The 18,467-nt window shown below is 61.5% G+C and carries 16 protein-coding genes; 12 read left to right on the forward strand and 4 right to left on the reverse strand.

Features of this window, described 5'->3' with window-relative positions:
• Positions 1–57: 57 nt before the first annotated feature.
• The 5 genes from ACZ5C7_RS17775 (at position 58) to ACZ5C7_RS17795 (ending at position 5,316) form a co-directional block, all read left to right on the forward strand.
• Entirely contained in the window at positions 58–570 is a 513-nt protein-coding gene (locus ACZ5C7_RS17775) for a plastocyanin/azurin family copper-binding protein (RefSeq protein WP_464377607.1), read from the forward strand.
• 114 nt (positions 571–684) lie between these two features.
• A complete protein-coding gene (locus ACZ5C7_RS17780; RefSeq protein ID WP_464377608.1) occupies positions 685–2,448 on the forward strand; it encodes an L-lactate permease in 1,764 nt (587 codons plus the stop codon).
• Position 2,449: 1 nt separating this feature from the next.
• Positions 2,450–2,671 (forward strand): hypothetical protein, encoded by a 222-nt coding sequence (locus ACZ5C7_RS17785; protein ID WP_464377609.1) that lies wholly within the window; start codon positions 2,450–2,452, stop codon positions 2,669–2,671.
• 82 nt (positions 2,672–2,753) lie between these two features.
• Positions 2,754–4,460 carry a gamma-glutamyltransferase gene (ggt, locus tag ACZ5C7_RS17790; RefSeq protein ID WP_464377610.1) on the forward strand — a complete coding sequence of 569 codons (1,707 nt, stop codon included), beginning with the start codon at positions 2,754–2,756 and terminating at the stop codon, positions 4,458–4,460.
• Between the two features lie 4 nt (positions 4,461–4,464).
• Positions 4,465–5,316 carry a cysteine hydrolase family protein gene (locus tag ACZ5C7_RS17795; RefSeq protein WP_464377611.1) on the forward strand — a complete coding sequence of 284 codons (852 nt, stop codon included), beginning with the start codon at positions 4,465–4,467 and terminating at the stop codon, positions 5,314–5,316.
• A 33-nt stretch (positions 5,317–5,349) separates the two neighbouring features.
• On the opposite strand, the gene ACZ5C7_RS17800 is transcribed toward ACZ5C7_RS17795, so the two are convergent.
• The gene (locus ACZ5C7_RS17800; protein ID WP_464377612.1) at positions 5,350–5,619 is read right to left on the reverse strand and encodes a hypothetical protein; all 270 of its coding nucleotides are present in this window, start codon (positions 5,617–5,619) and stop codon (positions 5,350–5,352) included.
• A 155-nt stretch (positions 5,620–5,774) separates the two neighbouring features.
• Complete coding sequence (locus ACZ5C7_RS17805; RefSeq protein WP_464377613.1) at positions 5,775–8,540, reverse strand: AAA domain-containing protein; 2,766 nt, start codon at positions 8,538–8,540, stop codon at positions 5,775–5,777.
• Between the two features lie 128 nt (positions 8,541–8,668).
• Here ACZ5C7_RS17805 and ACZ5C7_RS17810 point away from each other — a divergent pair, with 128 nt between their 5' ends.
• The 7 genes from ACZ5C7_RS17810 to ACZ5C7_RS17840 all read left to right on the forward strand — a co-directional run bounded on the left by ACZ5C7_RS17810 (position 8,669) and on the right by ACZ5C7_RS17840 (position 16,639).
• Positions 8,669–9,340, forward strand: coding sequence for an ABC transporter ATP-binding protein (locus ACZ5C7_RS17810; RefSeq protein WP_464377614.1), 672 nt, complete (start codon positions 8,669–8,671; stop codon positions 9,338–9,340).
• A complete protein-coding gene (locus tag ACZ5C7_RS17815; protein ID WP_464377615.1) occupies positions 9,337–10,161 on the forward strand; it encodes an ABC transporter permease in 825 nt (274 codons plus the stop codon). Before ACZ5C7_RS17810 ends, ACZ5C7_RS17815 begins: the two co-directional genes overlap by 4 nt.
• Positions 10,162–10,223: 62 nt before the next feature.
• Positions 10,224–10,700: a universal stress protein gene (locus tag ACZ5C7_RS17820; RefSeq protein ID WP_464378471.1), complete on the forward strand. Its 477-nt coding sequence runs from the start codon at positions 10,224–10,226 to the stop codon at positions 10,698–10,700.
• A gap of 242 nt (positions 10,701–10,942) precedes the next feature.
• On the forward strand, positions 10,943–13,411 hold the full coding sequence (locus tag ACZ5C7_RS17825) for a DNA topoisomerase VI subunit B (protein WP_464377616.1): 2,469 nt from the start codon (positions 10,943–10,945) through the stop codon (positions 13,409–13,411).
• Positions 13,408–14,499, forward strand: a complete 1,092-nt coding sequence (locus ACZ5C7_RS17830; protein ID WP_464377617.1) for a DNA topoisomerase IV subunit A — start codon at positions 13,408–13,410, stop codon at positions 14,497–14,499. Before ACZ5C7_RS17825 ends, ACZ5C7_RS17830 begins: the two co-directional genes overlap by 4 nt.
• Before the next feature lie 91 nt (positions 14,500–14,590).
• Positions 14,591–15,208 (forward strand): TetR/AcrR family transcriptional regulator, encoded by a 618-nt coding sequence (locus ACZ5C7_RS17835; protein WP_464377618.1) that lies wholly within the window; start codon positions 14,591–14,593, stop codon positions 15,206–15,208.
• 174 nt (positions 15,209–15,382) lie between these two features.
• The gene (locus ACZ5C7_RS17840; protein ID WP_464377619.1) at positions 15,383–16,639 is read left to right on the forward strand and encodes a cytochrome P450; all 1,257 of its coding nucleotides are present in this window, start codon (positions 15,383–15,385) and stop codon (positions 16,637–16,639) included.
• An 89-nt stretch (positions 16,640–16,728) separates the two neighbouring features.
• Here the strand turns inward: ACZ5C7_RS17840 and ACZ5C7_RS17845 are convergent, their stop codons facing one another.
• Together ACZ5C7_RS17845 and ACZ5C7_RS17850 are read right to left on the reverse strand one after the other, a co-directional pair.
• Complete coding sequence (locus ACZ5C7_RS17845) at positions 16,729–17,583, reverse strand: polysaccharide deacetylase family protein (protein WP_464377620.1); 855 nt, start codon at positions 17,581–17,583, stop codon at positions 16,729–16,731.
• A gap of 122 nt (positions 17,584–17,705) precedes the next feature.
• On the reverse strand, positions 17,706–18,158 hold the full coding sequence (locus ACZ5C7_RS17850; protein WP_464377621.1) for a DUF5518 domain-containing protein: 453 nt from the start codon (positions 18,156–18,158) through the stop codon (positions 17,706–17,708).
• Positions 18,159–18,467: the final 309 nt, after the last annotated feature.

Consider the following 18,467-nt stretch of genomic DNA (forward strand, 5'->3'; position numbering starts at 1 on the left):
AGCCATCCTCGCAACTGACGGCCGTTGAGTTTTGTTCGCTGACGGAGTTGCTCCGGTATGGATCGAGCTACGAGTCTCTCCCGCCGGCGGACGATCGTACTGCTCGGCGGGACAGCGGCCGTCACGAGCCTCGCGGGGTGTGGTGGACTGGGTGAAAACGGGGACGAAGATGATACCGAAGGGGACGAACACGTGGACGACGAGGAACCGGCGGGCGATGCCGCCGACTGGGAAGACGTCTCCGAGATCGCGCTCGAGGCCGAGGAATCGGGTTGGATCGGCGTCGAACCGGAGCTCATCGACGGTGACGAAAACCCGGCTCTCATGCTTACGGCGGGCGAACCGTACGAAATTACGTGGGAGAACGTCGATGGAAACCAGCACAATATCGCGCTCAGGACGGACGCGATGGAGATCGTCGAGGAGTACCAGACTGAACTCGTAAGCGGGACCGGACAAACCCAGACCCTCGAGTTCGAGGCCACGACGGAAATGGACCTCTACGTTTGTGAGGCGCATACGGAAGGGATGACCGGCTTTATCGAAATCGTCGACGGCGAAGCGGAGTGAATCGGTACCCTCGTGATAGTAGCAAAGCCACTCGCTCGAGAACGCGTGAGCCGGCCCGTATCAAGCATTAGCAAGTCTTCTTCTCATCACGCTCGCAACTGTGGTCTCGAGTAGATGTACCCGCTACAGGTGCCGATAGACGGCTTTCATTGGGCACTGGCGATCGTCCCGCTCGTACTGTTGTTGATTCTCCTCGTCGGTCTCCAGTGGCAGGCACCGGAAGCAGGACCGGTCGGGATGTTCGTCGCCGCGGGGATCGCACTGGTCGCGTTCCAGACGCCCTGGGAAGGACTCGCCGTCGCGACCGCGAAAGGAATCTGGGACGCCATATTCATCCTCTACGTCGTCTGGCCCGCACTCTTGCTCTATCACGTCATCAAACGCGGGGGTGGGTTCGTCGCCTTAGAGGAAGGGATTCAACGGTTCAGCGACAACGATCTCTTTCTCGTTCTGGCCTTCGGCTGGGTCTTCGCCTCGTTTCTCCAGGGAATCGCCGGGTTCGGGACGCCGATCGCCGTCGTCGCCCCGCTCTTGCTCGTGATCGGCGTCAGACCGGTCCACGCGGTCGCGATTCCGTTGATCGGACACGCCTGGGCCAACATGTTCGGCACGCTCGCCGTCGCGTGGCTCGCCACGTTGCAGGTGATTCCGCTCGAGTCCGAACTGGCGACGACGGTCGAAACGGCGATCCTGTTGATCATCCCGGCAGCCGTGGCCGGGGTCGCGATCGCGTGGCTGTTCGGTCGCATGCCAGCGGTTCGCTACGCGCTTCCGATGATCGTCGTGATTTCGACCCTCCACGCGGGAATCCAGCTCGGGTTGATGTTCTGGGATCCGATCCTGTCGACGTTTCTGGCAGGGACGGTCGCGCTGGTCGCCCTCTATCCTCTTTCGCGATGGGAGCGGTACGACCAGCCACTCGAGGGGATCGACGAACGACCCGCGATGGACGACGATAGCGACGCGTCCGAAGCTGACGAAGGCGACACCACCGACGCAGGCGAGGGGATCGAAAGCGACGAAGCGCCGGACGACGGCGGAGGCGCTGACGATGACGAAGCGACTGAAGCGGAGCAAGAAGAACGCGAGGAGACGCCGGAGCCGACGATGAGCTTCGCGATGTCGTTGCTCCCATACGTCGCCCTCACGGTGGTCGCACTCGCCGTGCTCATTATCCCGCAGCTCGAGGCGCTCCTCGAGCAATTCGAACTCGGTCCGCCGTTCCCGGAGACGGAGACGGGGTACGGACTCGAGACCGAGGCCGAAGACGCGTACAATCCGTTCGCGCCGCTGACCCACCCGGGAACGTTCCTGTTCGTGAGCGTCTTCGTCGGCTATCTGGTCTACCGCGCTCGAGGCTACTACGCCGAATGGGCCGAGCGAGAGGACGACGTCGAGGGGATCTGGGACGGGCTGGCCGACGACGCGGTTCCGGCGTCGCTAGCGATCATCGCATTCCTCGTGATGGCTCAGGTGATGGATCACGCCGGTCAGATCGAGGTGCTGGCGTTCGGGCTCGCGGGCGTCCTGCCGCCGACAGTGTACGCCTTCGCCTCGGGTTGGATCGGCTTTACGGGGTCGTTTATGACCTCGAGTAACACCTCCTCGAACATCCTCTTCGCGCCGTTACAACAGCAGGCGGTCGAAGCGATGGAGGGACTCTCCGAGGCCACGATTATCGCCGGTCAGAGCGCCGGCGGAGCGGTCGGCAACGCGATCGCGCCGGCGAACGTCGTCCTCGGGACGGGTGCTGCGGGGATCGTCGGGAAGGAAGGAGAGGTGCTTCGAATCACGATCCCGTGGGCGATCCTCGTGATGGTACTGGTCGGCCTGCTCACGATCGTCCTCAACGGAATCGCGCTCGTCGGGGGTGGGTGAGATGAACGAGATAACCGTCCAGATCGTCTCGCTGGTGCTCATGCTCGTCCCGTTCCCGATCATCGTCTACGGCGTCCTCGAGGGGATCGCCGTCCTCTGGTGGGCCGGTATCGTGCTGGTGGTCGTCGGGGGCGTGATCCCGCCAGTGACGCGGTACGTGTTCGAAGGCGAGGGCGACGCGGACGAATCTGATGATGAAAACGGCAGTGGCGAAAACGGGTAACGGATGGACGAGCGGCTCGCTCGCGCCGAGGCGAACGTGTGCAGGGCACACCTTTAGGGACTGCTCGCTGGCAGACGGACCTATGAGTGCTCCGCACGGCCCACGAACCGGACGACCGCCGACTCGAGCGCCCAACGCGATGATCGCGACGCCGCACTCGCTCGCGAGCTCGGTCGGCTACGACATGCTCCGCCGGGGTGGAAGTGCCGTCGACGCGGCTGTCGCGGCTAACGCCGTCCTCTGTGTCGCCTACCCGCACATGGCGGGGCTGGGCGGCGACGGCTTCTGGCTCGTCTCTCACCCCGACGAAGCGGGCGTCGAGGCGTTGAACGCGAGCGGCCCCGCAGCGGAGAACGCGACTCGAGAATTCTACTCGGAGTTCGACGCGATTCCGGACCGCGGCCCGGAAGCCGCCCTGACGGTCCCCGGCGCGGTCGACGGCTGGCGCGAGGCCCACGACGCCTACGGCACCCTCGAGTGGAACGTGCTCTTCGAGGACGCGATCCGATTCGCGAGGGAGGGCGTTCCGGTTGGCCGCTCACTTGCGGACTGGCTCGTCGAAGACGAGGGACTCCTTCGGGAACACGACTCCGCAGGTGAAACGTTCCTCCCCGACGGTAACCGTCCCGAGGAAGGGGACCGGCTCGTCCAATCCGATCTGGCAGACTCCCTGAAGACGATCGCGGAGGAAGGACCGCGAGGCGGGTTCTACGAGGGCGAAATCGCGGCGAAAATCTGCGACGATATCGGCTCGCGCGGCTCACCGCTCGCCGAGAGCGACTTCGAAGCGTTCGAAGCGGAGTGGGTCGACCCGATCTCCACGACCTACCGAGGTTATGCAGCCTACGAATTCCCGCCGAACACGCAGGGGTTCACAGCCCTCCAGATCCTGAACCTACTCGAGGAGTACGACGTCCAATCTTGGGGCGACGATACGGCGGACTACTACCACCACCTCGCAGAGGCGGTGAAGCTCGCGTTCGCCGATCGGGACGCGTGGCTCACGGATCCCGAGTCCGTGGATATTCCGATCGAGGAGTTCGTTTCCACGGAGTACGCCGACGACCGACGAGAACTGATCGACTCGAGCGCGGCGATGGTCATGGACGAGGTCGAACCGGGAATCGCGTTCGACGAGGACGCACGAACCGGCTCGTCGGGAGAAGGAGGGGGCGGCACGGGCCCGGACTCGAGTCACGGATCTCCCGCAGCCGACGGCGACACGGTTTACTTCAGCGTCGTCGACTCCGACGGGCTGGTCGTCTCGGCGATCCAGTCGATCTACCACGACTTCGGTAGCGCCGAGATCGCCGGCGACACCGGGATTATCCCCCAGAACAGGGGTTCGTTCTTCTCGCTCGAGGAGGACCACCCGAACCGGCTCGAGCCGGGAAAGCGAACCTTTCACACGCTCATGCCCGCGATGCTCTGTCAGGACGGCGAACCGTACCTCTCCTACGGAACCATGGGCGGGGAAGGCCAACCTCAGACCCACGCCGCGATGGTGACCCGACTCGTCGATTTCGGCTACGACGTCCAGCAGGCCATCGAAGCACCGCGCTGGCTCATGGGCAAAACGTGGGGCGAAGAGTCCGACGACCTCTCGCTTGAGGGGCGGATCTCCGATGAAGTCATCCGGGAACTCGATCGACGCGGGCAACCCGTCCAGATGCTTCCCGACTGGGACGACAATATGGGCCACGCGCAAGCGATTCGGATCGACCCGGAGACGGGGATGCTCGAGGGCGGTGCCGATCCTCGAGGGGACGGGTCCGCGATGGGATTTTGAGATCATGACAGACCATAGTAGCGAATCCGAGGACGCCTCCACCGCACCGACGGTCGACCAGCCAGACGAGATCTACCGCCGAACCGAGGACGGCGGCGTCCAGCTCGCCTCGAACGCCGACCGCTGGCACCTCTACGAGGAGTACGTCCACCTCGATCCGGGCCACCCTCACGATGACGTCCGCTGGAGCGCCGAGAAGAAAGACGTCGTCGACAGCCCCGACCGGGCCGCGCTGGCGATCATCGACATGCAAAACGACTTCTGCGAACCGGGCGGCTGGGTCGACTCGATGGGGCTCGAGCCCGAGGACTGTCGCGACGCGATTCCCGAAATCCAGCGGGCGATCGAGGCTGCGCGAGGGCTGGGCATGTGGGTCATCTGGATCAACTGGCAGAACCGACGAGACCTCCGGAACCTCGGCGCACCGACGCTGTACTCGTTCAAGAAGGATCCCGATCAGGCCGGCATCGGCGAGGAACTCGAGAACGGCGAGGTCCTGACGGAGGATTCCTGGGGCGGCGAAATCGTCGAGGATCTTCAGCCGTACATGGACGAAGACGACATTCACGTCGAGAAGGTGCGAATGAGCGGCTTCTACGGCACGCACCTCGAGCAGGTGCTCAGAACCCAGGGAATCCAGACGCTGTTTCTCGCGGGAGTTAATATCGACCAGTGTGTCGCGACCACGATGGAAGACGCCTACTTCCGGGATTATAACCCGATCCTGCTCAGGGACGCCGCGGCGACCTCGAGTCCGAATTTCTGCAAGAAGGCGACGGTGTTCAACGCCGAACTCTGCTGGGGCTTTTCGATGTCGGTCGACTCGTTCGAGGATCCCGAGCCATTTGAGCCGTAGTCGGTGGGAGTCCCACGCGATTTTGGTTCGAGATCACCCAAGCAAAGACCAGGTGCCAGCAATAACGCCAACCGCGGCGAGCCCAGTCATAATCCACACCAATCGTTCATCGGGGGCCGAATCGGTTGAAGGCGGGGAGATGAACACCTCGTAGGCAACCCCGATCACCATTCCAATCCCACTGAGTACCAAGAGAACGGGGACAAGTGCGACACTACCAGCGAGGATATTCGAGAGCCCCATTGCTCCAAGAATACCACCACAAACGGCTAACGATATGTAGTAGAGGGTCACCGTATTCATACCTCCAATTTGTTATACGTCTTCTTATATGTTACCTCGATGGTGAGGATTGAGCATAGAGAGACGGATACATTCGAAAACGCCTGTTCCGTAACGTCGCATCTCGTCGTTCTCCGAAACGATGGGAATTCGATACCGTTCGAGGCCCGGAACGATTACTGTCGAGCCCATTCGAGCATCCGCCCATAGACCGGATCGGTCTCGAGCGCGTTCGAATCGCCCACGAGCACGAGCGCCCGTTTCGGTCGCGTCAGCGCGACGTTGATCCGGCGGTAGTCCTCGAATATCGGTCCCTCGAGCGTGTCCGTCGCGGTGAACGAGACGATGATGACCTCTTGGCTCGAGCCCTGGAACCGGTCGACGGTGTCGACGGCGACCTCGTCCGGGACGTGATTCGAGATGTTCGAGACCTGCGCTCGGAACGGCGCGATGACGCCGATATCCGAGCGCTCGAGGCCGGCTTCTTCGTAGCGTTCGATCAGTGCCGCGATCCGGGCGGCTTCGTCGTCGTCGGTGTACTGGCTCTCGTCGCCCTCGACGGCAACGAAGCTAACCGGATCTCGAAGTCGGGGCGGAAGCTCCTCACGTGAAACGCCCTCGAGGTCGTCGAGCGTCCGCGTCGCGACGGCCGGCTCCGCGGGGCGGAGTTCGCCGTCGTAGAACTCCCGCGAGGCGAAGGCCTGAATGCGCTGGTTCATCCGGTACTGCCGATCGAGCATGATACCTGCGCTCGGGTGTTCCTCGACGAGGCGTTCGAACAGCGATTCGGTGAGGTCGTTCTCGGCCCGCACGACCGGCGGAAGCTGCTCGTGGTCGCCGACGAGAACGAACCGATCCGCCAAATTGGCCGCGGCGTAGGTCCCAGGCTCGGTCAACTGGGCGGCTTCGTCGACCAGCGCCACGTCGAAGGCCTGCTCTTTCATGACCCGCGAGCCGCAGGTCGCCGTCGTCGCCGCGACCACCTGCGCGTTCTGTAACTCGGCGACGCGCTCTGCGGGATCGCCAGCGTAGTCGAGTCGATACGCCTGCATGTCCTCCCGGACGCCGCTTTCGGAGCCGACGCGAACCACTTCGGTCGTGTCGATCCCCTGCTCGAGGAGCGCCTCGAGCGCGTTGTCGACCGCCCGGTTCGTAAACGCCGAGAGCAGGACGCGCTCGCCGCGTTCGACCATCGCGCGGATCGCTCGAGCGATGGTGTAGGTCTTGCCTGTTCCGGGCGGTCCGTGAATCAGCGCGCAGTCCTGGGCCCCCACCGCTTTCCGGACGGCTTCGTCCTGCGCTTCGTTGTTGTCGATGAACGTCTCTTCGGGATCCTCGAATTCGGGATCGGCGCGCCCGAAGAGGACGTCCTTTCGACGGTCGCTCCCTTTCAGCAGGGCGTCGTGCAGTGCCACAAGCAACCGATCGGTCGTGATCTCGGAGGGATAGACGTCAAGCCGCGTGACTTCCACGGGCTCGTCGGTCGAGAGGACGATCTCGTCGTCGAGTCGCTCGATGTGGGCCAGTTCCGAGTTGCCGCGCACGGGGTGTCCGTCGCTCGCCAACACGAGATCCCCCTCGCGAAGCTTGGAGGTGACCGCACCCTGCTGTCGGGCCCGAAGCTCCCACCGCCCGCCCTCGAGTTCCCGGCGCTCTACGAACTCGAGGTCGATGATCGCCCGGTCGTCGTCGGCGCGTTCTTGTGCGCTCTGCTCCCAGAGTTTGGCGTACTCCGTGTGGACTTCCCGGCGTTCCTCTTCGATCGCGTGGTAGAGTCGGTCGAAGTACTCGAGTTCGTCCGCCGGAAGCGATTGGCCGATCTGACCCGCTTTCGACTCCTGATCGAGGCGGCCCGAGACGACCATGCAGGTGTCCTGTTCGAAGCAGTATTCGCACTTCGCATCGGCCTCGTATCCCGTCGGGACGTCCCCCGAAACCTCCATGGCGGCGATTTCGTTGCGAACGCGGACGACGAACTTCAGGAGCCCGTCGCCCATCGTGAACTCCTTGGCGGGGGTCAGATCCCCCGTCTCTTCGTTCCGATCGAGCGCGGAGTTTTTCGTGTACAACAGCGTTCCCATGTCGATGTCGCCGCCGTGTTCCTCGAGCAAGAGCGCGTAACACGCGGCCTGAATCTTGTCCTTGAATCGCGGATCCTTGCGCAGGTTCTTGCCGGTCTTGAGTTCGACCGGCGCCCCTCGACGAATCGCGTCGGCTCGGCCGCGGATGCCGAAGGTCTCGCTGATGAGCAACTGTTCGGAGCGCCAGCTGTCCTGTTCCGTGAGCCGTCCCTGCTCGAGCCAGCCTTCGATCGCCGCCGCGTTGTCCCGAACGTCCTCCGCGACGGCTTCCGGCGTTTCGCCGAGCAATCCGAGCTCGAGTCCGCGCTCGTCGATCCGCTCGTCGATTGCGGCCTCGAGATCTCGGCCCCGCAACAGGTCGCCGAAGACCTCGTGGACGATCGTCCCCTTCAAGACGGGGTAGTTCAACGGAACCCCGGAGAGTTTGTTGAGATAATAGAGACGCGGACACTCGACCCAATTGCGAACATCCGTCACGTTCACCAGAAACCCCGGCTCGACGACGACGTAGGAGTCACCCGTCGTCGAGTACTGAGTCTCGCCCTGATATTCGTCTTCCTCGGCGTTCGTCACGAGCAGTTCCATTCCCGGCTCGAGGAGCTCCGCGGATTCGGTCCACTTGCCCCAGAGGGTGACCGTGGTTACGTCGTGTTCGCCGAGCGACTCGGCGTTGCGATCGGAGCCCTCGACCGAGCCGGGATCCTGGTCCCCGAGATCACCGGAGTGTTGGCCTTCGAGCGGGTTCGACGACCGCTCGAGGCGATCGAACCGGAGCGGAACCTCCGCGAGGTCGCTCTCGCCGTAGCTCGTCGTCACCGTTCGCACGTCGACCTCGCCCGCGACGGTACCGCGTACGTTCACGGATTCGTGAAGGGGGTGGCGGTGAAAAATGCTGTCGGTCGGGGTTCGTCTTACACGGGGTCCGGCGGGTAAGATATCTGGATCCCGAACACGTCGTTTTTGACTGAACGACGAGTTAGCAACGCACAATGGAGCCAAAACTCGAAGCCGATTCGCTCACTCGAATCGTCGACGGCGATCCGATCGTCAATTCGGTATCGCTGCGCGTTCGGGAATCTACCGTCGTCGCCATCGTCGGTTCGTCGGGGTCCGGCAAGTCCTCGTTTCTCCGATTGCTCAACCGGCTCGACGAACCGACTGCCGGAACGGTGTACCTCGACGGGACCGATTACCGGGAGATCGATCCGCAAACGGTGCGCCGTCGAATCGGGCTGATACCGCAGGATGCCGCACTCAGCCGCGGAACGGTCTTCGAAAACGTCTCGCTCGGTGCACGAATGCGGGACGAACCGATCGACGGCGTCCGCGTGGGGGCGCTCCTCGAGCGGATGGGGCTCGAGGGGTACGAGGATCGTCCCGTCGAGGAACTTTCCGGCGGGGAGCGCCAACGCGTCTCCATCGCGCGAACGCTCTACGTCGAGCCCGAGGTGCTCCTGCTGGACGAACCGACCGCGCACCTCGATACGGCGATCGAGGCCCAAATCGAGGACCTGCTGGCCGAACTGATCCGCGAGGAATCGCTGACGTGCGTGCTCGTCACGCACGACACCGCACAGGCGAGGCGACTCGGGGAGTGCATCCTCGAGTTCGCCGACGGGCGGATCGTCGCGGAGGGGCCGCCCGACGAGGTACTCGAATGACCGACGCAGCCCTCGAGACGTTCGTCGAGCAGGCCACGGACCCGGTTATCCTCACGGGCTTCCTGCAGATTATCGCCGCGACCGCGCTCGCCGCGATCGTACTGGGCGTCGTGTACGCCCGGAACCTCGATTTCGGCCGCGAAGCCGTAACGACATCGGGTCGCGGTTTGATACAGGTCGTCGCGGCGGGGGCGGTTATCGGCGTCTTACTGGCGGCCCACCTCGCGTGGGCGACAGTCGTGCTCGTGTTCATGATCTGCGTCGGCGGGTGGATCTCTCACAAGCGCGGCGGTGCGATCCCCGGCGTGTTCCGTACGTCCGTCATTTCGATCGGATTCGGTGCCGGACTCGTGATCGTGATGATGACGATCGCGGGTGCCATCGAGACGACGATGCGCGACCTGATCGTCATCGGGAGCATGATTATCGCCAACGCGATGAAGACGAATTCGCTGGTTTTGGATCGCTTTACGGGAGAACTGGCCTCGAACCGGGCGGAGATTGAAGCGATGCTGAGCGTCGGCGGGTCGCCCGAACAGGCGATCAACCAGTACGTGTCGACGAGCGTCTACGCTTCGATTATCCCGATCCTCGACAGTATCAAGAGCCTCGGAATCGTCCAGATCCCGGGATTGATGGCGGGAATGATCATCGCCGGATCGAACCCGATCTACGCGGCCCAATACCAGTTCGTGATCATGCTGATGATCTTCGCCGCCGGGGGTTTGACGGTCGTGATAAACACGATCCTGATCAGCCGCCGCGTCTTCACCGATGCGAAGCAACTCGACGGTGACGTTCTCGATGAGATCGACGTCTGAAACTCCCCCGCTCACTCGACAACGTTATTACTGTCGGGCGTAGTATGTCATCATATACCACGATGTACGATCGAATCCTCGTCCCGACCGATGGCTCGGCTGAGGGCGAGCACGCACTCGAGTACGCAATCGAGCTCGCACGAACGCACGATGCGGCGATTCGTGCGGTGTACGTCGTCAACGCCGCGAGCTACGGGGGGCTGCCGATGGAGACCGCGTGGGACGGCATCAGTGACGCCCTTCGAGAGGAGGGTGAGACCGCCGTAAAGAGAGTAGAGGAACTCGCGCCGGAGGACGTGCCGGTGGAAACGATCGTTCTCGAGGGGTCGCCGAGTCGAGTTATCGTCGACGAAGCCGCACCCGATCAGTGCGATCTCGTCGTGATGGGAACCCACGGTCGCGGCGGCATCGATCGATTACTCCTCGGGAGCGTTACCGAGCGCGTCGTCCGCAAGTGCCCGGTTCCGGTCCTGACCGTCCGCCTCGATTCGGACGACCAAGAGGCGACGGCGGCCGAGGCTCAGGCGACTGTCGAGTAAGCGGAGAGAACGATCGCGAGGCGAGCGCGTCCTCAAGAAAGATAGTTTACAATTGATTTGACCTCATGAGTGTCATCACGGTTGGTAGCAGCCGTTCGTGGTGGCATCGAAACCACCGAGCGAAGCCCTGAGAGTGACGAACGGAATTATCACGGAACAATCAGTATCCGGAACGAATCGAGCAAATCACTTTCACCGCGGTAGCGCACAGCTTTTAGCCCCGCCGCTAATAAGAGGAAACGATGACGTCGTTCCAGTCGACACTCGGCGAGGAGGAGGGGATCGCCGAAGAGCTGGCCGAAAACCAGCGCGCGATCTCCATCGCCGAGTTCTTCGAGAAGAACAAGCACATGCTCGGCTTCGACAGCGGCGCTCGAGGCCTCGTGACGGCCGTCAAAGAGGCCGTTGACAACGCACTCGACGCCGCGGAGGAAGCCGGTATCCTTCCGGATATCTACGTCGAAATTCAGGAGGACGGGGATTACTACCGGCTTATCGTCGAGGACAACGGACCCGGGCTAACCAAAGAATCGCTGCCGAAAGTCTTCGGGAAACTGCTCTACGGCTCTCGATTCCACGCTCGGGAGCAATCCCGCGGACAGCAGGGAATCGGTATCTCTGCGGCTGTACTGTACTCCCAGCTGACGAGCGGGAAACCCGCCAAAATCACGAGTCGAACGCAGGGCTCGAGCGAGGCGGAGTACTTCGAGTTGATTATCAATACCGACGACAACGAACCCGAGATCAGCGTCGAAGAAACAGCCTCGTGGGACCGCCCGCACGGCACCCGCATCGAACTCGAGATGGAAGCGAACATGCGGGCCCGAAACCAGCTTCACGATTACATCAAACACACCGCAGTCGTCAACCCGCATGCACGCCTCGAGCTCAAAGAGCCGAGCGCGCACTTCAAGGCGGAACGGGCGACCGACGAACTTCCCGAGGAGACCGAGGAGATCCGACCCCACCCACACGGCGTCGAACTCGGCACCGTGATGAAGATGCTCTCGGCGACGGACTCACACAGCATCTCCGGGTTCCTTCAGGAAGAGTTCACTCGAGTCGGCAAGAAAACCGCCAACTCGGTTATCGACGAGTTCCGCGATCGACACTTCGGTCGGGAAATGTCCTGGAAACCGCCGGCGTCCCACGAGGATGCGGACGTCGCCGGTGCGATCGAGTCCGCGACCGTGAACAAGGGTGCGACCGCAACGACCGACTTCGCGGAGACGATCGCCACGACGGTCGGTAACCGCGAACGGATCGCCCACCACAAATTGGTAGAAATCGTCGAATCGGCGGCCGAAGCGACCGAAGACGACCACGGAACGACATTCGGCGAAACGGTGCGAGAGAACGCCGTCGAGGCGGCGTGGCGCGGGATCGTCGGACTGTCGAACGAAAGCGACGACGACGGCACCTCGTCAGCGGACACTGAATCGGACGACGACTCGCGAATCACCGCCGACATCTACGCGCTCGCCGACGACGCGACGAGCACGCGAAAGGACGACGAAGTGATTCACGCCTTCGCCGAGCGGCTGGCGGGCAAATTCGAAGACGCGGAGGACGTTCGTCACCGCTTCACCCACGAGGAGCTCCAGTCGGCCGTCGATCGGGCCGCCGAACTGACCGAAGAGTACGACGAGGCAGCCTTCGGCGATACCGCTCGAGAGAACGTCGTCGAGGCGGTCTGGGGGGCCATGCGGACCGTTCCGGACGATCCGCCGCTGGTTCGGGAACTGGCGGAGAGCCGAGACGCCTCGAGCCAACTCGTCGACGGGATGCGTTCGACCGATATTATGGCGCCGCCGACGCGGTGTCTCTCGCCGATCACCGACGAACTCATCGAAGCCGGATTGCGAAAGGAGTTCGACGCGGACTTCTACGCCGCGGCGACCCGCGACGCGGAAGTGTCGGGCGGCGATCCGTTCATCGTCGAGGCGGGGATCGCCTACGGCGGCGACCTGGAAGCCGAGGGGAGCGGCGACGTGCTCCGATTCGCGAACCGCGTGCCGCTGGTCTATCAGCGCGGGGCCTGTGCGACGACCGACGTGGTCAAACAGATCGGCTGGCGAAACTACGGGCTCGAGCAACCGGGCGGCTCCGGGATTCCGAACGGTCCCGTCGTCATCATGGTCCACGTGGCGTCGACGAACGTGCCGTTCACGAGCGAATCGAAAGACGCCGTGGCGAACGTTCCCGAAATCGAAGACGAGATCGAACTCGCGATTCGCGAGGCGTCTCGAGAGCTCAAGAGCTACCTCAACAAGCGCCGATCGATGGAGAAACGGCGGCGCAAACAGAGCGTCCTGGGCCAGATCCTCCCGGAGATGGCCGAGAAGGTCGCCGAGGTGACGGGCAACCCCGAACCGGACATCGACGACGCCGTCGCGCGGATCATGAACAACGTCCTCGTCGAGCGCGAACTCGAGGAGAACGGGACCGCTCAGTCGGTCTCGATCGTCGTCGAAAACCACACGAGTACGACCGAGTCGTTCGAACTGACTGACATCGTTTCGGCCGAACCGCGGAGCCTCTCCGACGGTGCGACCGTCGTCGAGATGGACGGCGAGTGGTTCGTCAAGTGGGACGGCGACGTCTCGAGCGGCGACGAAGCTGTCCTCGAGTACGAGGTCGACACCGACGCCTCGTTCGACCTCGACGTGAGCGGCGTAGAAAGCGAGAAACTCACCGTGACAGACCAATGAGTACGGACACCAACCAGGAAGCCAGAGAACAGTTGATCGACCTCGCCGCGCAGTTTTATGATCAGTTCGAGACGGGGGAGATTCCGAACATGTCGCTCCCGACGCGGACGAAGAGCAACATCGAGTACGACGAGGAGAAGGGAGTCTGGGTCTACGGCGACCGCACGTCGACGCGATCCGCGAACTCCGTTCGAGGCGCACAAAAGCTCCTCAAGGCGACGTACACGATCGAGTTCCTCGCGGATCAACTCGAGGAAGACCGATCGTCGACCCTGCGTGAGTTGTACTACCTCTCCGAGAGTTGGGATAACGACAACGCACAGTTCAACGATCAGGACGAGTCGAACGGCCTGGTCGAGGACTTAGAGATCGTTTCGGGAGTCACCCGTGAAGACTTTCACATGCGCCCGGAGGAATCCGGCGCGAAGGTCATGGGTCCGATCCACATCCGCGAGCAGACGAAGCGCGGCGATCGCGATATCCACTGTCAACTCGACGTGGGCCAAGGCGGGTACCAGATTCCGAACAACCCGGACATGATCGAGTTTCTCGACAACGACGCCGAATTCGTCCTCTGCGTGGAGACGGGTGGCATGCGCGACAGACTCGTCGAGAACGGCTTCGACGACGAGTACGACGCGATCGTCGTTCACCTCGGCGGCCAGCCCGCGCGGGCCACCCGCCGACTGACGAAGCGCTTTCACGACGAGCTCGGGCTCCCTGTGGTGGTCTTCGCTGACGGCGACCCGTGGTCCTACCGGATCTTCGGTTCGATCGCCTACGGCTCGATCAAGTCCGCTCACCTCTCGGAGTACCTCGCGACGCCGGAAGCCCAGTACATCGGGATCCAGCCCGCCGACATCGTCGAGTACGACCTGCCGACCGACCCGCTCTCGGATTCGGATATCAACGCCCTCGAGAGCGAACTTTCCGATCCCCGGTTCCAGACCGATTACTGGGAAGAACAGATCGAGCTCCAACTCGAGATCGACAAAAAGGCTGAACAGCAGTCACTCGCCGCTCGCGGGTTGGACTTCGTGACGGATACGTACCTGCCGGAGCGACTCGAGGCGATGGACGTCGTCTAGGGAAATCCAGAACGCGCGAAACCGTCGCTCGGATTTTCGTATCACCGCCAGAGCAGAATTCTCATTATGGACATTCCCATATTTACGCTCAATGGGTAATTCGGATACGGAACAGCGGATTAGAGAAGCCGCATTTTGCGCGCTTGCCAAACACGGCTATGCGGACCTCTCCATAAAGGACATCGGTGACGAGCTGGGCCAAAACCCCTCTCTCATATACCACTACTTCGACAGCAAGGACGATCTGTTACTGTCGATGCTCGACGTCTTCGTTGAGATTTTTATCGACCGGCGGACCGAGCAACCGATCACCGACGCAGAGGCGGAGCTTCGCGAGTTCGTCGGCCAAATACTGCACCCGGACTCGGCCCACGTCGAGCAGGCGATGTTCTCTCCGCCTTCGGATATCGAGCGGACGATCTCGCGAATTTTCGTCGAGCTGTGGGCGCACGCGACGTGGGATGCTGACTTCCGGAGAAAAACGACATCGGTGGAGGATCGCCTCCGAGACACGGTTGTCCGAATACTCCGCGCCGGTATCGAACTCGAGCAGTTCCGTCCGGTGGATCCCGAACTGACTGCGGATCACATCCTTGCACTCCTCAAACAAGGGTTACACACCCATACGACGACGAATCGCGATTCCGCCATCGATCGAACGCAAACGATCGTCGATGGGATTATAATCGATATTACTCGCGAGAGCTAACGAGACGCCCAGTGGACGGGTTTCGCGTTCTCTTCGCTTCTTCTCAGATTCGTCGTACCGGTCGTCCTCTCTGCCGTCTTCGAGTATTCAGTACCCTCGAGAACTGTTTCCTTTGGCCATATCAATCGGTCCGGGACCAAAAGGACTACAGCTGATTAAATAATCAATTAACTCATGCAGTCCCCCGATTCAGTCGTCGGAGTTGGCCAGCCACCGGAAGCTATCCGAAGCAGCGAGGGGCAGCTCTCGCCGTTCGGGTGGTACGCTGAAATGCGCCAAGATACCCCCGTCCACTTTGACGAGCAACGAGAGACATGGGACGTATTCGGGTACGAAGCCGTCAACCGCGTGCTCAAAGATCACGATGCGTTTACGGCCAACCGGTCTATAGACGATAGCGATCCACAGGACAGCAACAAAGGAGACGAGTCCTCGAGTAGCCGTGAAGACGATATGCCGATGCTACAGACGATGATTACGACCGACCCGCCGGAGCAGACTCGACTCCGAGGATTCGTCGACGAGCGATTCCAGCCGGGTGCAATACGAGAGTATCAACCGCGAGTGGAGGAGTTGACCAAGGAACTATTGGACGACCTCGAGGGGAAAGAGCAGTTCGATTTCGTCGACGAGTTTGCAATTCCGCTCCCCGTCATCGTCATCGCCGAATTGCTTGACATTCCCGCCGAACGTCGCGATCAGTTCAAAGCGTGGTCGGATGCGCTCGTTTCGCGACCCGAAGACGACACCGAGGCAGAGATGAAACGGGTACAAGGGGAACGACAACAGGCCCAACAGGAGATGGGGCGATACTTCGCGAAGTTGTTGGCGGAGCGTCAGGGGGGAGACGGTGACGACCTCATCACGCTCGCAGCGAACACTGAGGACCTGTCCAGAGGAGAGAAAGTCGGGTTCTGTATGCTGCTCCTCCTCGCGGGCAACATCACCACGACGAATCTCCTCACCAACGCGATCTGGTCCCTCGAAGAACAGGAGCTGACGGACGCGGTCCGCACGGGAGAAATCGACCATCAACAGGCCGTAGAGGAAGTGCTCCGATACCGCTCCCCGATCCAATCGTTGAAGCGTATCGCCGTCGAGGACGTCGAACTCAACGGAGCTCACATTCAGGCCGGAGACGTCGTCACGCTCTGGCTGGGTGCGGCAAACCGCGATCCCGAACGCTTCGACGCCCCGGAAGCGTTCCGACCGGACCGAAAGCCAAACCGCCACATCGCGTTCGGAACGGGGGTCCACTTCTGTTTGGGCGCACATCTCGCCCGGATGGAAGCGGACGTCGCCCTAAATCAACTGCTCGAGCGCTTCGACAGGCTGGATGCTGACCTCTCGAATCTCGAGCCGCTGAGCGGCCTCTACGGTCTCGAGTCGCTCCCCTGTGAAGTGAGCGAAAACGAAACGCCTGCACAATAGCACGGCTCCCGCAGTTGACGGGAGCGCGTGACCGGAACCGGTTTTCGGCGAGCGGTTTTCCTTGATTCTCCACACTCCGCCCGAAGCAGCTACTCGACACCGGTCGGATTGCGTTCGCGAAAGTCGTCGGCGACCGTTTGCATTCGCTCGAACTCGACGCCGTCTCGAGAGGACATGTGCTCGAACAGGTTCTCGAGTCTGGAGATCCGGTGTGCTTGCCCGATCACCTGCGGGTGGAGCGTGAGAACGTAGACTCCGTTATCGACGTTCTCGACCATCCAGTCGAACTGGTCGCGCCACTTCCGGAAGATCATCTCTTCGTCGGTATACCCCATCCGGTGGGGGTTGGCCCACGTGTAGGTAAACGGCGGAAAGTCGTCGCGCTCCCACGACGGCGGGAGCTCGACGATATCGGTCGGCTCACCCCGCTCGTAGGGTGCGTCCGCCGGCGCGCGCCAGCCCCGTCGAAGGTAGTGCGGTTCGAAATCCGCGGCCATCACGCTTGAGTCCCACTCGAAGCCGAGCTCGAGCAGGATATCGAGGGTGTGCTCGGAAAAGTCCCACGCGGGCGAGGCGTAGCCGGTCGGGCGCTCTCCCGTGAGCGCGACGATGCTCTCGATGCCGCGTTCGATGTCCGCTTTTTCGGCCTCCCTGCTTTCGTAACTCGAAGGGCCGCGGTGGGTCCAACCGTGGTGCTGGATTCCGTGGCCCGCGTCGGCGACCGCCTCGCAGGCCGCCGGGAAGCTCTCGATCGTGTGCCCCGGAATGCACCATGTCGAGGGAAGGTCGTGTTCGTCGTGGAGGTCGAGCAGACGGGGCGTTCCGACGTCGGCTCCGTAGACCCCTCGAGAGTGTCGCGTCGGCATGTCCCAGGCGTCGAACGCCCAGAGCCACGTCGAGACGGCGTCGAAGTGATACGAGACGCAAACCGTTGGGTTGGGCATGACCATTCGACGACGCACGGGAAAATATAGCTAACACGACCTCAATGGTGTCATAGAACGGTTCGCATACCTTCTTCACGACTACCCGACGAACGATAAGTACAGGTAGTACACATAGCACGCTAAGTAGCGAGTTGTCCGTTCAATAGACGATAATTACCTACTTTTCCAGTGAGCCAATTTCCGAGTATCGCACCGACCATCCCTACCAGTACAGAAACTCCAATACTGACGGCAGACATGAAAATAACAGCCATAATTTGAAAACCACCGAATCCTAGTGGCTGGCTCAATCCTGAGATGAACACAAGTAGGTCAAGGAACGGCCATAATACCGGTAGCGCAGCGACAAGCCCAGTTCGTTTCCCAATTTGACCGGCCTCTATCCCACGTCTATTGGCAAGGAATCCGACGAGTAAACCTGCGAAAAACATAGGAGAAACAGGGAGGCTGAAGTCGGGGTACGATTGCCAATAGAGGATGATTGTAAACGGAGTGGACGCGAGACCAGCAATGATTGCATATCGCCAAACTTCATCAGAGAGTGTATCTGAGATAGTCTGAAGGCGACTCATAGCTGTTTGTTTGAGATTATATGATATAAGCCCGTTGCTCACTTCGCACGTGTAGTGAACGGATAGTTCAGTCCAAATGGCTTGAAAGGAACACCATGGGAATCGTTCTATGACATCCTTCACACGACCTCACCACAGTGACTCTGGTATGTCCCTGAGAACACGAATCCAGAACTCAGTCGATGTTCGTGTAGATGCCCGGGTCATTCGCCGTGCAGGTCGTCCGAATTCTTCTGTTCAGTTGGAAATTCTTCTCTGTGACAGTATGTATAAATAGTCATCTATCTCCAATATCGCTATTGCGTACAA

It is taken from the genome of Halostagnicola alkaliphila, from assembly GCF_055379965.1.

Coding starts and splice junctions, on each gene's coding strand:
- ACZ5C7_RS17775 (WP_464377607.1), top strand. CDS start 58: ATGGATCGAGCTACGAGTCTCTCCCGCCGGCGGACGATCGTACTGCTC.
- ACZ5C7_RS17780 (WP_464377608.1), top strand. CDS start 685: ATGTACCCGCTACAGGTGCCGATAGACGGCTTTCATTGGGCACTGGCG.
- ACZ5C7_RS17785 (WP_464377609.1), top strand. CDS start 2,450: ATGAACGAGATAACCGTCCAGATCGTCTCGCTGGTGCTCATGCTCGTC.
- ggt (WP_464377610.1), top strand. CDS start 2,754: ATGAGTGCTCCGCACGGCCCACGAACCGGACGACCGCCGACTCGAGCG.
- ACZ5C7_RS17795 (WP_464377611.1), top strand. CDS start 4,465: ATGACAGACCATAGTAGCGAATCCGAGGACGCCTCCACCGCACCGACG.
- ACZ5C7_RS17800 (WP_464377612.1), bottom strand. CDS start 5,619: ATGAATACGGTGACCCTCTACTACATATCGTTAGCCGTTTGTGGTGGT.
- ACZ5C7_RS17810 (WP_464377614.1), top strand. CDS start 8,669: ATGGAGCCAAAACTCGAAGCCGATTCGCTCACTCGAATCGTCGACGGC.
- ACZ5C7_RS17815 (WP_464377615.1), top strand. CDS start 9,337: ATGACCGACGCAGCCCTCGAGACGTTCGTCGAGCAGGCCACGGACCCG.
- ACZ5C7_RS17820 (WP_464378471.1), top strand. CDS start 10,224: ATGTACGATCGAATCCTCGTCCCGACCGATGGCTCGGCTGAGGGCGAG.
- ACZ5C7_RS17825 (WP_464377616.1), top strand. CDS start 10,943: ATGACGTCGTTCCAGTCGACACTCGGCGAGGAGGAGGGGATCGCCGAA.
- ACZ5C7_RS17830 (WP_464377617.1), top strand. CDS start 13,408: ATGAGTACGGACACCAACCAGGAAGCCAGAGAACAGTTGATCGACCTC.
- ACZ5C7_RS17835 (WP_464377618.1), top strand. CDS start 14,591: ATGGGTAATTCGGATACGGAACAGCGGATTAGAGAAGCCGCATTTTGC.
- ACZ5C7_RS17840 (WP_464377619.1), top strand. CDS start 15,383: ATGCAGTCCCCCGATTCAGTCGTCGGAGTTGGCCAGCCACCGGAAGCT.
- ACZ5C7_RS17845 (WP_464377620.1), bottom strand. CDS start 17,583: ATGCCCAACCCAACGGTTTGCGTCTCGTATCACTTCGACGCCGTCTCG.
- ACZ5C7_RS17850 (WP_464377621.1), bottom strand. CDS start 18,158: ATGAGTCGCCTTCAGACTATCTCAGATACACTCTCTGATGAAGTTTGG.